13 protein-coding genes are annotated in these 14,217 nt (G+C 67.2%); 9 read left to right on the plus strand and 4 right to left on the minus strand.

The genetic code is table 11. The features are described 5' to 3' along the window. Positions 1-12: 12 nt before the first annotated feature. The 7 genes from CRO50_RS07625 to urtE all read left to right on the plus strand — a co-directional run bounded on the left by CRO50_RS07625 (position 13) and on the right by urtE (position 8,378). Positions 13-813 carry a transglutaminase family protein gene (locus tag CRO50_RS07625; protein ID WP_097145272.1) on the plus strand — a complete coding sequence of 267 codons (801 nt, stop codon included), beginning with the start codon at positions 13-15 and terminating at the stop codon, positions 811-813. Positions 814-864: 51 nt separating this feature from the next. Continuing rightward, a complete protein-coding gene (locus CRO50_RS07630) occupies positions 865-1,602 on the plus strand; it encodes a proteasome-type protease (RefSeq protein ID WP_097145273.1) in 738 nt (245 codons plus the stop codon). 504 nt (positions 1,603-2,106) lie between these two features. Next, positions 2,107-3,387 (plus strand): urea ABC transporter substrate-binding protein, encoded by a 1,281-nt coding sequence (gene urtA, locus CRO50_RS07635; RefSeq protein ID WP_097145274.1) that lies wholly within the window; start codon positions 2,107-2,109, stop codon positions 3,385-3,387. Positions 3,388-3,518: 131 nt separating this feature from the next. Then, complete coding sequence (urtB, locus tag CRO50_RS07640; protein WP_097145275.1) at positions 3,519-5,480, plus strand: urea ABC transporter permease subunit UrtB; 1,962 nt, start codon at positions 3,519-3,521, stop codon at positions 5,478-5,480. A gap of 233 nt (positions 5,481-5,713) precedes the next feature. Next, complete coding sequence (urtC, locus tag CRO50_RS07645; RefSeq protein ID WP_097145276.1) at positions 5,714-6,943, plus strand: urea ABC transporter permease subunit UrtC; 1,230 nt, start codon at positions 5,714-5,716, stop codon at positions 6,941-6,943. Beyond that, positions 6,940-7,680: an urea ABC transporter ATP-binding protein UrtD gene (gene urtD / locus CRO50_RS07650; RefSeq protein ID WP_097145277.1), complete on the plus strand. Its 741-nt coding sequence runs from the start codon at positions 6,940-6,942 to the stop codon at positions 7,678-7,680. Before urtC ends, urtD begins: the two co-directional genes overlap by 4 nt. 2 nt (positions 7,681-7,682) lie before the next feature. Beyond that, positions 7,683-8,378, plus strand: coding sequence for an urea ABC transporter ATP-binding subunit UrtE (gene urtE, locus CRO50_RS07655; RefSeq protein ID WP_097145278.1), 696 nt, complete (start codon positions 7,683-7,685; stop codon positions 8,376-8,378). A gap of 256 nt (positions 8,379-8,634) precedes the next feature. Here urtE and dtd read toward each other — a convergent pair whose 3' ends face one another. Continuing rightward, entirely contained in the window at positions 8,635-9,072 is a 438-nt protein-coding gene (gene dtd / locus CRO50_RS07660) for a D-aminoacyl-tRNA deacylase (protein WP_097145279.1), read from the minus strand. A 118-nt stretch (positions 9,073-9,190) separates the two neighbouring features. Between dtd and CRO50_RS07665 the strand changes: the two genes are divergently transcribed. Continuing rightward, positions 9,191-9,583: a hypothetical protein gene (locus tag CRO50_RS07665; RefSeq protein WP_097145280.1), complete on the plus strand. Its 393-nt coding sequence runs from the start codon at positions 9,191-9,193 to the stop codon at positions 9,581-9,583. Here CRO50_RS07665 and CRO50_RS07670 read toward each other — a convergent pair. Together CRO50_RS07670 and CRO50_RS07675 are read right to left on the minus strand one after the other, a co-directional pair. Then, on the minus strand, positions 9,580-10,635 hold the full coding sequence (locus tag CRO50_RS07670; RefSeq protein ID WP_097145281.1) for a DUF2927 domain-containing protein: 1,056 nt from the start codon (positions 10,633-10,635) through the stop codon (positions 9,580-9,582). The genes CRO50_RS07665 and CRO50_RS07670 overlap by 4 nt on opposite strands. Before the next feature lie 267 nt (positions 10,636-10,902). Beyond that, on the minus strand, positions 10,903-12,273 hold the full coding sequence (locus CRO50_RS07675; RefSeq protein WP_099459228.1) for a pseudouridine synthase: 1,371 nt from the start codon (positions 12,271-12,273) through the stop codon (positions 10,903-10,905). A gap of 62 nt (positions 12,274-12,335) precedes the next feature. Between CRO50_RS07675 and CRO50_RS07680 the strand changes: the two genes are divergently transcribed. Continuing rightward, positions 12,336-12,821 (plus strand): nucleoside deaminase, encoded by a 486-nt coding sequence (locus CRO50_RS07680; protein WP_097145282.1) that lies wholly within the window; start codon positions 12,336-12,338, stop codon positions 12,819-12,821. 309 nt (positions 12,822-13,130) lie between these two features. Here the strand turns inward: CRO50_RS07680 and CRO50_RS07685 are convergent, their stop codons facing one another. Next, positions 13,131-14,147, minus strand: a complete 1,017-nt coding sequence (locus CRO50_RS07685; protein WP_097145283.1) for a ribose-phosphate pyrophosphokinase — start codon at positions 14,145-14,147, stop codon at positions 13,131-13,133. Between the last annotated feature and the right edge of the window lie 70 nt (positions 14,148-14,217).

The raw sequence follows: 14,217 nt of genomic DNA on the forward strand, positions 1-14,217 counted from the left end.
AGCGGTTCACCAATGCGTCTGAAGATTTCCCACACCACCACCTATTCTTACGACCGCCCGGTCGATTACGCGCTGCTGCAGCTCAGGCTGACACCGCGCAACGGGCCGGGGCAAACGGTGCTCTCCTGGCAGAGCCAGGTGTCGGGGGCGACGCAGCAGGTGGCCTACCAGGACCACTTCCGCAACGATGTCGAGCTGGTGCAGATGCACGAGGGCGGGCAGACCGTCACCATCACCTCCCAGGGCGAGGTCGAGACCGAGAACCTGAACGGCGTCATCGGCATGGTCAGCAAGGTGCCGCTGTGGATCTACCGCTCGCCCACTAGGGCGACGACCGCCGGGCCCACGGTGCGCAAGATCGCCGCCCAGGCCCGAGAGGCGCTGGCCGGGAACGCGCTGGCGGGGGTGCACGAGCTTTCGTCGCTGGTCGCCGAGGCGGTGACCTACACCAAGGGAGAGACCCATGTCGCGACCACCGCCGAAGAGGCGGCGCTGGCGGGCAAGGGTGTCTGCCAGGACCAGGCCCATGTGCTCATTGCCGCCGCGCGTCACCTCGGCCTGCCGGCGCGCTATGTCTCGGGCTACCTGCTGCTCGAGGGGCAGACCCAGCAGGAGGCGGGCCATGGCTGGGCCGAGGTCCATATCGACGGGCTGGGCTGGGTCGGCTTCGACGTGTCCAACGCGATCTGCCCCGATGACCGCTACGTGCGGGTCGCCATCGGCCGCGATTACGGCGAAGCGGCCCCGGTACGCGGTTTGCGCCAGGGCGACGCCACGGAAGAGCTTTGCGTTTCCCTTCAGGTTCAGCAATAGACTGTCGCCGTCCGACTCGTCTGCGGACCTGTGAACCGGAGCCCGAAATAGATGACCTACTGCGTTGCGATGCAGCTTGAACGGGGGCTCCTGTTCATGTCCGACACCCGCACCAACTCGGGCGTCGACAATATCTCGACCTTCCGCAAGATGTTCCACTTCGACGTGGAAGGCGAACGCTCGATCACCCTGATGACGGCGGGCAACCTTGCCACCACCCAGGCGGTGGTCAGCCTGCTGCAGGAGCGCTCGAAAAGCGCCGATGAGCGCAGCCCCGACATCCTCGACCTGCCGACGATGTTCCAGGTGGCGGGCCTGATCGGCCAGACCCTGCGCGAGGTCATCTCGCAGCATGACGACAATGGCCAGAAGGCCTCCTCGACCTTCTCCGCCACCATGCTGGTCGGCGGCCAGATCGGCAACGGAGAGCCCCGCCTCTACCTGATCTACCCGGAAGGCAACTTCATCGAAGCCTCTGCCGATACGCCCTATTTCCAGATCGGAGAGACCAAGTACGGCCGTCCGATCCTGGTGCGGGCCTATGATCCCAAGATGTCCTTCGAAGAGGCGATGAAGCTGATCCTCGTCAGCTTCGACAGCACCATCAAGGCCAACCTCTCGGTTGCGCTGCCGCTGGATTACCACGTCTACACGACCGACAGCCTGGGGCGCGGCCGCACCGGCCGCATCGAGCCCGACGATCCCTATTACCAGGAGATCTCCTCGGGCTGGGGCGTGGCGCTGCGGGAAGCCTTCAGCGGCTTGCCGGATTTCAGCTTCGAGAGCTGAGAGACCGCTTTCCCACCCCGACTCACCTCCGACAGATCGCCCGAGAGGGCGACATGCGCCGCCGTAGGGGCGCGCGGGTCTTGCCCCGCCCCGGCGGAATCCGAGGGGGGCTTCAGCCCCGCCCCGGACCCCGCGCGATGACGAAACACGACTCGTCGTGTCACCAAAACGTCGTCCATGAGCGCATGGCACGCTTAATTCCTATGCGTTAACCACCTTGTATGCCTCGCAAATGTGCACCTGCCTGTCTCGCGGGCAGATTTCTGCGGGGCAGCGACGGGGAGCTTGGCAATGAGCCGGTCTTTGCGCGTTGATGACGCTGCGCCGCGTAAGACGGCGTAGACCATGAATGTGCGGTGGCAATCCAATCTGGCGGTTCGGTCACCACCGCACGAGAAGCAACTGAAAAGCTGCTGGGGGAAATATAGGGGGGAGACGCAGCGGTTCCAACCGCTCTGGTTCTTCTTGAGGTTTCTCACAGCGCCAATAGGGGATGATTAACCCATGTCGCAATTTGTGAAGACGATGATCGGAGCCGCTGCCGGCGCGCTGATGATCACCGGCGCAGCACAGGCGCAAGAGACCATCAAGGTCGGTGTCCTGCATTCGCTGTCCGGCACGATGGCAATTTCCGAGACCACTCTGAAAGACACCATGCTGATGCTCATCGAAGAGCAGAACGCCAAGGGCGGTCTGCTGGGCAAGCAGCTGGAAGCCGTGGTCGTCGACCCCGCCTCCGACTGGCCGCTCTTCGCCGAAAAGGCACGTGAGCTGCTGACCGTTTCCGAAGTTGACGTTATGTTCGGCTGCTGGACCTCGGTGTCCCGCAAGTCCGTGCTGCCCGTCATCGAAGAGCTGAACGGCCTCCTGTTCTACCCGGTCCAGTACGAGGGCGAGGAATCTTCCTACAACGTCTTCTACACCGGCGCCGCGCCGAACCAGCAGGCCATCCCGGCCACCGACTACTTCCTGGAAGAGCTGGGCGTCGAGAAGTTCGCCCTGCTGGGCACCGACTACGTCTACCCGCGGACCACGAACAACATCCTCGAGTCCTACCTGCTCGACAAGGGCATCCCCGAGGAAGACATCTTCGTCAACTACACCCCCTTCGGTCACTCCGACTGGTCCAAGATCGTCTCTGACGTCGTGGCCCTCGGTGCCGACGGCAAGAAGGTCGGCGTGATCTCGACCATCAACGGCGACGCCAACATCGGCTTCTACAAGGAACTGGCAGCTGCCGGTATCTCTGCCGACGACATCCCCGTCGTGGCCTTCTCGGTGGGTGAAGAAGAGCTTTCCGGCCTCGACACCTCGAACCTCGTCGGCCACCTGGCTGCCTGGAACTACTTCCAGTCCGCAGATTCCGAAGCCAACGAAGAGTTCGTCGCCAAGTGGAAGGAATTCGCCGGCGAAGAGCGCGTGACCAACGACCCCATGGAAGCCCATTACATCGGCTTCAACATGTGGGTGAACGCGGTTGAGGAAGCCGGCACCACCGACGTCGACACCGTGATCGGCGCCATGGTCGGCCAGACCTTCCCGAACCTGACCGGCGGCACCGCCGAGATGCTCCCGAACCACCACCTCTCCAAGCCCGTCCTCATCGGCGAGATCCTGGAAGATGGCCAGTTCGACATCATCTCGGAAACCGACCCGGTTCCCGGCGACGCCTGGACCGATTTCCTGCCGGAATCTGCTGTCCTGAAGTCCGATTGGCCGGGCCTCGACTGCGGTATGTACAACACCGAGACCGAGACCTGCGTCCAGCGCGGCTCCAACTACTGATCTGACGATCTCCTGCTCGGGCACTTCGGTGCCCGGGCCTCGACGGGCGGGATGCCTCCTCCTCCCTTCAGATCATCCCGCCCGCCCCAGTTTTCATGCGACCTTCCCCGCAGACCTGCCGCAGGATCGAAATGCTCAATCGCCTTCTTCCGGCTGTCGCCATGGTGCTCTGCCTGTTTGTCCCCGCCTCGCGGGCGCATGCGCAGGAGCCCATCCAGCCGATCCTCCAGGAGCAGTCAGAGCTGATCCTGGAAAGCTCTCGCCGCACCATCCAGCCCGCCATCGACGCCATTGCCGCCTCGGGTCTGCCCGAAGCCCGCGAGGTTCTTGCGACCTGGGCCGCGCGCGACATGTGGCAGCGTATCGAGGATGGCCTGTTCTTCCGCGCCGAGCGCAACGAGGATCGCAGCTATACCCTTCATGATTTCGACACCGGCGAAAGCTTCGGCCCCTATGACAAGGACGCGCTTGAGCAGGTGAAGCCCAACTCGGGCATCCGGGCGCTGATCGGCTCCGCGCTGGTGCGCTACCAGCTTTCCGATCCCGACCCTGCCATCCGTGCCGAGGCGCTGGACAACCTCGACCGCAACGGCGAGGCCAGCCACATGGAGCCCCTCGCGGCCTCCATCGACGCAGAGACGGACCCCGAGCTGAAGGCGCGCAAGGAGCGCCTGCTGACCCTGCTGACCATCCGTTTCGCCAAGGACAAGGCCCTGCGCATCGCCGCCATCGAGAGCCTGGCGGGCGATCTGGACGTGGCCGTGCGCGCCACGCTGAACCCGTTGGTGGCCACCACCCTCGGTGCCGGCACCGCGCTGCCCGAGGGGCGCAACATCGCCCGCGAGCTGCGTCCGGGCACCGATGCCCTGCCGCGTGTCGAGGCCTATGAGTTGCTGGTGGCCGAAGGGCTGGCACCGAAGCTCGTCACCTCGGACGCGCTGCGTGGGATGCTGGCCGAACATATCGTGGATGGCGCCGTGGCCGGTGTGCCGCTCGAGAGCCTCTCGGACCCCGCCGCCCGGCGCGAGGCCTTCGCGGGCCTCGTCGAGGCCGGCCTGGTAGAGGCGGCGTCGACCGAGGCGGACATCGACGCCTCTCTTGCCGCCCATGTCTTCTACGAGACCTATGCCGAACCCGATGCCGAGGTGACCGAGGCGGCGGAAGAGGCGCTGTCCTCGATCGACCTCAAGGTGGGCGTGAACCAGTTCTTCGACCTGGGCCTCGACGCGCTGTCGCTGGGCTCGATCTACTTCCTCGCCGCCATCGGCCTGGCTATCACCTTCGGGGTGATGGGGGTGATCAACATGGCCCATGGCGAGTTCATCATGATGGGCGCCTACACGGGCTACGTGCTGCAGCAGGTGATCCCCGACTACACGGTGTCGATCCTGCTGGCGATCCCGGTGGCCTTCGCGGTGACCTTCGCCGCCGGGGTGGCGATGGAGCGGCTGGTGATCCGTTGGCTCTACTCCCGCCCGCTCGAGACGCTGCTGGCGACCTTCGGCGTCTCGATCGCGCTGCAGCAGCTGGCCAAGAACATCTTCGGCACCCAGGCGCGTCCGCTGACCTCGCCGGATTGGCTGAATGGCTCCTGGGTGGTGAACGACATCGTCGGCATCAGCTACATCCGCATCGCCATCTTCGTGCTGGCGCTGATCTTCCTCGGTCTCTTCCTCTTCATGATGAAGAAGACCCGGCTGGGCCTCGAGACCCGCGCCGTGACCCAGAACCCCAAGATGGCCGCTTCCATGGGCATCAACCCCGACCGGGTCAACATGCTGACCTTCGGGCTGGGCTCCGGCATCGCGGGGATCGCGGGCGTGGCCATCGGCCTCTATGCGCAGGTGACCTCCGAGATCGGTCAGCAATATATCGTGCAAAGCTTCATGACCGTGGTCGTGGGCGGGGTCGGCAATATCTGGGGCACCCTGCTGGGCGCCACGATGATCGGCTTCCTGCAGAAGGGGATCGAATGGTTCAACCCGTCCAACACGCTGGCGGCGCAGACCTACATGATCGTCTTCATCATCATCTTCATCCAGTTCCGGCCGCGGGGCATCATCGCCCTCAAGGGCCGCGCAGCAGGAGATTGACCTCATGATCCTTCACGGACATCCCGCCAATCTCGACCGCCCGCCGCTGCCCGTCATCGACGGTGGCCGCCCGGAGACCAAGACCCTCCGCGACGGGGAGCGCCGGACATGACGCGCATCTCCCGGCCTTCCCGCGACGAGACCCATTCGGGGCGCGCCCTTGCCGGGGCATCGAGCCCCCGCAAGGCCGGGGGGCAAGGCCCCCGGCGCCCGGCAACAAAGCGAGGTGCCAAATGAAAGGCAGCTTCATCGCCCGCAATCCCTCCATCCTGGTCTTCCTGCTGTGCCTGGCGGCCTTCACGCTGGTCATCACGCTGATGAGCCACGCCATGGGCACCGGCCTGGTCTCGACCTCCTTCGTCAAGACCCTGGGCAAGACGCTCTGCCTTTGCCTGGTGGCCATCGCCATGGACCTGGTCTGGGGCTACTGCGGCATCCTCTCGCTGGGCCACTTCGCCTTCTTCGGGCTCGGAGGCTACATGATCGGCATGTGGCTGATGTATGCCCGGACCGAGCTGATCGTCGCCGAGAGCCTGTCCAACGCGGCCATCCCGCCCACCGACCAGGAGGTGGTGGACGCCATCGGCACCCAGATCTTCGGGGTCGTCGGCAGTTCGGATTTCCCGGCCATCTGGGCCTTCGCCCACAGCCTGCCCCTGCAACTGGCCCTGGTGGTGCTGGTGCCGGGCCTCCTGGCGCTGGTCTTCGGCTGGCTGGCCTTCCGCTCGCGCGTCACCGGCGTCTACCTGTCGATCCTGACCCAGGCCATGACCCTGGCCCTGTCGCTCTACCTGTTCCAGAACGAGAGCGGTCTGCGCGGCAACAACGGCCTCTCGGGCCTGCAGAACCTGCCCGGCGTCTCGGCCTCGCAGGACTGGGTGTCGCTGTGGTTCCTCTGGGGCTCGGCCCTGGCGCTTGGGCTGGGCTACGTGGTCTGCGCCATGGTGGTCTCGGGCAAGTTCGGCTCGGTCATCCGGGGGATCCGGGATGACGAGGCGCGGGTGCGCTTCCTCGGCTACTCGGTGGAAGGCTACAAGCTCTTCATCTTCACCTTCACCGCGATCATCGCCGCCATCGCCGGGGCGCTCTACTACCCGCAGGCGGGGATCATCAATCCCGGCGAGGTGGCGCCCATTGCCTCGATCTACCTGGCGGTCTGGGTGGCCATCGGCGGCCGCGGACGGCTCTATGGGGCGGTCATCGGCGCGGCGCTGGTGTCGCTGGTGTCGACCTGGTTCACCGGCGGCATGGTGCCCTCGGTGCCGCTCGGCTTCTACGCCATCGACTGGGTGGACTGGTGGCTGGTCCTGCTGGGCCTGTCGTTCGTGCTGGTCACGCTCTTCGCGCCGAAAGGCATCGGCGGGCTCTTCGATCTGGTCACGGCACGGGTGGTGCCTGACCGGCACGGCGCCGACTACGGGCCCGACAAGGGATCGCTGCGCGAAGAGGAGGGCCGCAAATGAGCGCGCTTCTGGAAGTCGCCGGCATCTCGGTCACCTTCGACGGCTACAAGGCCATCCGCAATCTCAGCTTCGAGATCGGCGAATGCGAGCTGCGCGCCATCATCGGGCCGAACGGGGCGGGCAAGACCACCTTCATGGATATCGTCACCGGCAAGACCAAGCCCGACGAGGGCCGGGTCATCTGGGGCGAGATGTCCCGCAACCTGCTGAAGATGAACGAGGCGCGCATCGCCCAGGCAGGCCTTGGCCGCAAGTTCCAGCGCCCCACGGTCTTCGAGGACCAGTCGGTCTTCGACAACCTGCTGATGGCCCTGAAGAACCCGCGCAGCGCCTTCGCCTGCCTCTTCTACCGCCCCACGGGCGCCGACCGCGACCGGGTCGAGGAACTGGCCGCGGAGGTGGGTCTGAAGGAAGAGCTGCAGCGCACCTCAGGAGAGCTTAGCCATGGCCAGAAGCAATGGCTCGAGATCGGCATGCTGCTGGCGCAGGAGCCGCGCCTGATGCTGGTCGATGAACCGGCCGCCGGCATGACCCTGGCCGAACGCGAACATACCACCGACCTTCTGGTCAACCTGGCCAAGACCCGCGCCGTGGTGGTGGTGGAGCATGACATGGAATTCGTGCGCCGCCTGAACTGCCGGGTGACGGTGCTGCACGAGGGCTCGGTCCTGGCCGAAGGCTCGCTTGACCATGTCACCCGCGACCCGCGGGTCATCGAAGTCTACCTGGGGCGCTGATCATGCTGGATGTGAAAGACCTTACCCTGCACTACGGGCAAAGCCAGATCCTGAACGGGATCGACCTGCAGGCGGCCCAGGGGCAGGTGACCTGCATCATGGGCACCAATGGCGTGGGCAAGACCTCGCTGCTGAAGGCGATCTCGGGCACCCATGTGCGCTCGGGCGGCGCGGTGGCGCTGGATGGCGAGGACCTGGGCAAGCTGCCGGCGCATATGCTGGCCCGCAAGGGCATCGGCTACGTGCCGCAGGGGCGGATGATCTTCCCGCTGCTGACTGTGGAAGAGAACATGGAGACCGCCTTCGCCTGCCTGCCGCGCTCCGAGCACTACATCCCCGACGAGATCTACGAGCTCTTCCCGATCCTGAAGGAGTTCCTGCATCGTCGCGGCGGTGACCTCTCGGGCGGCCAGCAGCAACAGCTGGCCATCGCAAGGGCGATGATCACCAAGCCGAAGCTGCTGCTGCTCGACGAGCCGACGGAGGGCATCCAGCCCAACATCATCCAGCAGATCGGCAGGGTCATCGAATACCTGCGCGACCGGGGCGACATGGCCGTGGTCCTGGTCGAGCAGTATTTCGAGTTCGCCTACGGGCTGGCCGACAAGTTCTACGTCATGCGCCGCGGCGCCGTGACGGCCTCGGGCACCAAGGACGAGCTGACCAAGGATGAGCTGATGGCCGAGGTCTCGGTCTAGGCGGCGCCCCGTTCATCGGGAGACGTTCAAATGACGCCGGGAGAGGGGGCTCTGCCCCCCATCCGCTGCGCGGATTTCCCCCCGGAGTATTTCAGGCCTGGTGATGGAGCAGGTTGCGCCCCGGAAGGCGGCCTCCTTTTGCAGCAGGAGCGTGGCACGCCCTCCATGGCGAAAGTAGGTCGCCCGGATGGCTCCACCCACCTGCATCACCAGGCTGGAAATACTCCCGCCGGAGGCGTCCGGGGCCGCCACAGGCTCAGGCCTCGATCCAGATGGTGATCGGCCCGTCATTGGTCAGGCTGACCTGCATGTCGGCGGCGAAGCGGCCGGTTTCCACGGCGATGCCCTCGCCAGCCAGGGCCTCGGCGAAGAGCTCGTAGAGGCGGCGACCCTCTTCGGGCGGCGCGGCGCTGGAGAAGCCCGGACGATTGCCGCGCGAGGTATCGGCGGCCAGGGTGAACTGGCTGACCACGAGGGCCGAGCCCCCGACGTCGCGGATCGAGCGGTTCATCTTGCCCGCCTCGTCCTCGAAGATGCGCAGCTTGGCCACCCGCGCAGCCAGCTTGCGGGCGTTCTCTTCCCCGTCTCCCTGCATGGCGCAGACCAGGATCATCAGACCGTGGCCGCATTGACCGATCTGCTGTCCCTCGACCTCGACCCTGGCGCCGGTGACCCTTTGCAGCAATGCCCGCATGATGTGTCCTTTCCGTTTTCCCCGGAATAGCGGATCGCGCGGGACGGCGCGAGAGGGGCAGTCAAGGTGCCGGTAAGCTCTGGGCCCCAGTCTGGAGGCCGCAAGAGGAGGAACGACCATGCCACATGCCGATCAGGACTGGAGCCTTCTGGACGAGCTTGAACTGGCGCGCTCTGCGCTCGATCGCTGGCAGAGCCTGCACCTGGAGATGGCGCTGCGCCTGCGCCGCGGCCAGCGCAGCGGGCTGAAGCTGCTGCCACGCGAGGACGAGAGCCAATGCCGCATGGGGCGCTGCCTGGCCGAGCTGCGCAGACGCCATCCGGGAGATCCCTGGGTCGCCGAGCTTTGCCAGTTGCACGAGGATTTCCACGCCTTCGCCCATGCCACGCAGCGGATGATCGCGGCCGGAGAGGCCGAGGCGGCGCTCGCTGCCCTGACCGGGCTGGAATTCGAGGGCCGTCGCGGCGCGCTGACCGAGCGTATCTGCGCCCTGATCGCCCGCGCCGCCTAGCGGCTTTCCGAGACCCGCAGCTCCTCCGCGCCGGTATCGGAGGCGAGGGGCCCCGGACGGCGTTCCGCCGCCAGCACGGGGATCAGCGGGCGGGCTTCCTCGAGCGACATGCCGGAGCGCAGGCGGGCGTCGTAGAGCATCGAGAGCATCATCTCGTCCTGCTCGGTCAGCAGCGCGAACTCTTCGTCGTCGTTGAAGACCGAGGGGCGCGCCTCGGGGCTGTCGTTGCGCAGGCCCAGGCCCTGGGCGATCTCTTCGTGGAAACAGGCCTCGCGCATTCGCGGCGGCAGCTCCGCGCGCACCAGGGCGATGGCAGAGCCATAGCGCACGCCGCCGCGCTCGTCGGCGAAGCCCATGACTAGGCAGGGCACGTCGCGCGGCAGGTTGCGCAGCGTGGCCAGGGTCACCGCAGAGATATTGGGCACCAGCCGCGACACGATGGAGAGCATCTCGGGGCGGTCGGTCTCGGCCATCACCAGCAGGTGGAAATTGGCGCTCTCGCCGCTGAAGCTCACCGGATGGCCGGTGGTCCGCGCGAGACGGCGCAGGAGCGGGCGCAGGGTGGCGCGGTCGCTGGCGCGCTGCGCCTCGCCGACGCTGTCGCCGAAGACCGGCTTCACCCGCACCGGGCGCTCCCACCTGAGAAGCTTGCCGGGGGCCTCGGTGCCGTCGGCCAGCCGGGCGCGGCTGCGCTCGTCGAAGAAGGCGATGCGCGCGAAGTTGCGGGCCAGGTCCTCGGCGGTGAAGCCGGCATCCGGCCCGCCGCCGTCACGGCGCATCAGGTCACGGGCCAGCGCCTCCGAGAGCTGGGTCTCGTAGTAGGCTTCCAGGGCCTGGCTGGCGGCGCGGCTGGGGGCAGGCACTGCCGCCGCGCTGCGCTGCACCGGGCGCAGGCTTTCGCGTGGCGGCCCGGAGGGCTCGAGCCCGAGGCTGCAGGCAGAGAGGAGCAGGGGCATCAGCGGCAGCAGCAGGGCACGGGACAGCCGCCCCTGCGGCCCCCGCGCGCGGCCTCTGCCGCCTTGATCCGCCCGTCCCGGCGTCACCTTGGTCATGATCGCTGGTCCCCACCACTGCGATTGCTGAGGTCTTCCCTTACGACAGGCGGGCCCGGCGGGAAAGCGCCCCACCCGGCGCGAGGGGCGGGATTTGGGCGGTCTTCTGCCGGTTTTGACCGATCCGGGGCGCATATGCCCGCCCGTGGCGGTTGACGAGGCGTCATGAGGAGACTTGCCCGACCGAGGGCGGGCACGTCGGGTCGGGGGCGGCGGCACGCCGATCAAGCTTCGCTGGGCACCCCATCGGGGCGGCGCGGCCGGGGCTCAGCCGCGACCGGGACCCTTGCGGGGCGGTTTGCCACCCTTGGGGCCGGGCTTGCCGGGGCCGTTTCGATTGGGGCCGCCACGGTTGGGGCCACCGTGCCCCGAGCCACCGTGACCCGAGCCACCGCGATCGGGACCGCCGCGATTGGCTCCGGCCCGGCCTGCGCCGTCGCCACGGCCCCTAGGCGCATCGCTAGAGGCGGCGCCGAAGCCGCGGCCCTTGCCCTCGGCGGTCTTGCCGCCGGAGGTGCGGCTGCCGAAGGTCTTGCCGGTGAAGCCCTTGCTGCCCGGAGTCTTCCCGCCCGCTGTCTTGTCGCCGCCGGCACCTCTGCCGACCGCCTTGCCACGGGAGTCCTTGTCACGGGACTCCTTGCTTCGGGGGCCCTTGCCGCGGGGCGCCTCGCCCATGTCCTCGGCCTCGAGGATGCGGCGGCTGCCCTTGCCCGGTTTGCCCTGAGCAGACCTGTCCTGACCGGGCTTGCCCGCGCCGGGTCGGTCCTGGCCGGGACGGCCAGGCCCCGCGGTGCCGACGATCTTGCGGGCCGGGCGGCCCTTGCGGGTGACGTAGCGGACGGGGGCCTCTTCCTCGGGGGGCTCGATGCCCAGCTGGTCGCGCAGGACCTTGGGGCGGATCTCTTCGACCGCGCCGGAGGCCAGCTTGCCCAACAGGAAGGGGCCGTAGCTGATGCGGATCAGGCGGTTCACGGTCAGCCCGACGCTTTCCATGGCACGGCGGATCTCGCGGTTCTTGCCTTCGCGCAGGCCGACGGTCAGCCAGGCATTGGCGCCCTGCTGGCGGTCGAGGCTGACGGCCATGGGCTGGAAGTGCTCTCCGTCCAGCACCACGCCTTCGCGCAGCGGCGCGAGGCTGGCGTCGGTGGGGTTGCCCTTCACCCGCACGCGGTACTTGCGCACCCAGCCGGTCTCGGGCAGCTCCAGCTTGCGTTTCAGCTCGCCGTCGTTGGTCAGCAGCAGCAGGCCTTCGGAATTGAGGTCGAGCCGCCCGACGGTGATCACCCGCGGCAGATCCTCGGGCAGGGCGTCGAAGATCGTCTCGCGGCCCTGTTCGTCCTTGGCGGTGGTCACCAGCCCCGTGGGCTTGTGGTACATCCAGACCCGCGTGCGTTCGGGCGCGGCCAGGGGCTTGTCATCGACGGTGATCACGTCGGCGGCGGTGACGTTCAGCGCCGGGCTGTCGATGGTCTTGCCGTTCACGGTGACCCGCCCTTCGGAGATCATCCTCTCGGCCTCGCGGCGGCTGGCGACACCGGCGCGGGCCAGCACCTTGGCAATCCGGTCCCCGGAGGGGGTGGCGGAGGGCGTGTCACTGCGCGGGGGCGTGGCGGGGCGTTTGGGGTTTTTCGGGCTCATGGCCCGGCTCTAGCGCAGGTTGCGCGCTTGCGAAAGCGCTTCTGTGCGGGCAGAGAAGGCTGATGAGCAAGAAACACCCGCAATTTACCTCTCATATGGAGGCGGCCCTGGCCGAAGCCCGCGCCGCCGCCGCGCGGGGCGAGGTGCCGGTGGGGGCGGTCCTGGTGGCCCCCGATGGCCGGGTGGTGGCCCGCGCGGGCAACCGCACCCGAGAGCTGTCGGACCCCACGGCCCATGCCGAGGTGCTGGTGATCCGGGAGGCCTGTGCGCAGGCGGGGTCGGAGCGGCTGCCGGGCCACGTGCTTTACGTCACGCTCGAGCCCTGTCCCTTCTGCGCCGCCGTGATCTCGGCCGCGCGGATCGCCCGGCTGGTCTATGGCGCGGCGGACCCGAAGTCGGGGGGCGTGGCGCAGGGGCCGAGGATCTTCGCCCAGCCCCAGGCCCATCACGTGCCCGAGGTACTGGACGGGATCGCGGCGCGTGAGGCGGAAGAGCTGCTGAAGGGGTTCTTCGCGGCGAAGAGGGGAGGGGGCGCTGCCCCCTCTTGAGCCCGTGCGGGCTCAATTCACCCCCGGAGTATTTTCAGCCTGGTGATGCAATCAGGGGCTGCGGCGGCGGTGGTGCCTTCGGGCCCGGCGCCGTGCGCTGCGTTAACCGGAGGCGTGTCGGTGTTTCGCACCGATGCGATACCGACAGGATACCGACGTGATACCGATGTTGCGTTCGGTGGCGATTCGCCCTTGTTAACAAGGGCGATCCGGGCGCGTTCCGCAGCCGGGGCGCCAGAGCCCCGCACGCCCAGGTAGGGCGGGGTTAACCCCGCCCCCAGGCTCAGGCCCTGAGGGTGGCCCCGCGGCTCAGCCGCGGAAGAAGCCTTCGTAGATCGGCTCCAGCGTGCCCTGCTCGAAGAGCGAGGAGACCGAGGTGCCGTTCCAGATGTTGAGGATCGCCTGGGCGAACATCGGGGCGGTCGGCAGCACGCGGATCTTCTGGCAATTGGCAACGGGTTCGGTGGCGGCGATGGAGTCGGTGATCACCAGGTTCTCCATCACCGAGTTGGTGATCCGCTCGACCGCGGGGCCCGAGAGCACGCCGTGCGAGATATAGGCATGCACTTCCTTGGCGCCGAAATCGAGCAGCAGCTCGGCCGCCTTGCAGAGCGTGCCGGCGGTGTCGCACATGTCGTCGACGATGACGCAGATCTTGTCCTTCACGTCGCCGATGACCGTCATCTCGGCCACTTCGCCCGGCTTCTCGCGGCGCTTGTCGACGATGGACAGCGGGGCGTTGATGCGCTTGGCCAGCTCGCGGGCACGGGCCACGCCGCCGACGTCCGGCGAGACGACCATGATCTCGTCCAGGCGATCCTTGAATTTCTCTTTGATATCAAGGGCAAAGATCGGGCTGGCATAGAGGTTGTCGACCGGGATGTCGAAGAAGCCCTGGATCTGCGCGGCGTGCAGATCCATCGTCAGCACGCGCTCGACACCGGCTTCGACCAGCATGTTGGCAACCAGCTTGGCGCTGATCGGGGTCCGGGCCTTGGTGCGGCGGTCCTGGCGGGCATAGCCGAAGTAGGGGATCACGGCGGTGATGCGGCTGGCCGAGGAACGGCGCAGCGCGTCGGTCATGATCAGCAGTTCCATCAGGTTGTCGTTGGCGGGGTTCGAGGTCGACTGGATCACGAACATGTCTTCGCCGCGGACGTTCTCGAAGACCTCGACGAAGATCTCGCCGTCATTGAAGCGCTCGACCCGCGCGTCGACCAGGCCGACATTCATGCCGCGGTGCATCGACATGCGGCGGGCGATGGATGTCGCCAGCGGCATGTTCGAATTGCCCGCGATCAGCTTGGGTTCGATAATGTTCGGCATTGGGTGTCTCCGGGAGGCAGCGGCCCGCAGCGGGCTCGGAATGACAGATTCGTGACGTTGATCACGCCTT

The organism is Pseudooceanicola antarcticus, assembly GCF_900215355.1.
GTDB lineage: Bacteria > Pseudomonadota > Alphaproteobacteria > Rhodobacterales > Rhodobacteraceae > Pseudooceanicola > Pseudooceanicola antarcticus.

Bases quoted from the DNA above. Each gene is read 5' to 3' on its own strand.
- CRO50_RS07685 (WP_097145283.1), bottom strand. From the start codon at position 14,147: ATGCCGAACATTATCGAACCCAAGCTGATCGCGGGCAATTCGAACATG.
- urtC (WP_097145276.1), top strand. From the start codon at position 5,714: ATGAAAGGCAGCTTCATCGCCCGCAATCCCTCCATCCTGGTCTTCCTG.
- CRO50_RS07670 (WP_097145281.1), bottom strand. From the start codon at position 10,635: ATGACCAAGGTGACGCCGGGACGGGCGGATCAAGGCGGCAGAGGCCGC.
- urtE (WP_097145278.1), top strand. From the start codon at position 7,683: ATGCTGGATGTGAAAGACCTTACCCTGCACTACGGGCAAAGCCAGATC.
- CRO50_RS07665 (WP_097145280.1), top strand. From the start codon at position 9,191: ATGCCACATGCCGATCAGGACTGGAGCCTTCTGGACGAGCTTGAACTG.
- urtD (WP_097145277.1), top strand. From the start codon at position 6,940: ATGAGCGCGCTTCTGGAAGTCGCCGGCATCTCGGTCACCTTCGACGGC.
- urtB (WP_097145275.1), top strand. From the start codon at position 3,519: ATGCTCAATCGCCTTCTTCCGGCTGTCGCCATGGTGCTCTGCCTGTTT.
- CRO50_RS07675 (WP_099459228.1), bottom strand. From the start codon at position 12,273: ATGAGCCCGAAAAACCCCAAACGCCCCGCCACGCCCCCGCGCAGTGAC.
- urtA (WP_097145274.1), top strand. From the start codon at position 2,107: ATGTCGCAATTTGTGAAGACGATGATCGGAGCCGCTGCCGGCGCGCTG.
- dtd (WP_097145279.1), bottom strand. From the start codon at position 9,072: ATGCGGGCATTGCTGCAAAGGGTCACCGGCGCCAGGGTCGAGGTCGAG.
- CRO50_RS07625 (WP_097145272.1), top strand. From the start codon at position 13: ATGCGTCTGAAGATTTCCCACACCACCACCTATTCTTACGACCGCCCG.
- CRO50_RS07680 (WP_097145282.1), top strand. From the start codon at position 12,336: ATGAGCAAGAAACACCCGCAATTTACCTCTCATATGGAGGCGGCCCTG.
- CRO50_RS07630 (WP_097145273.1), top strand. From the start codon at position 865: ATGACCTACTGCGTTGCGATGCAGCTTGAACGGGGGCTCCTGTTCATG.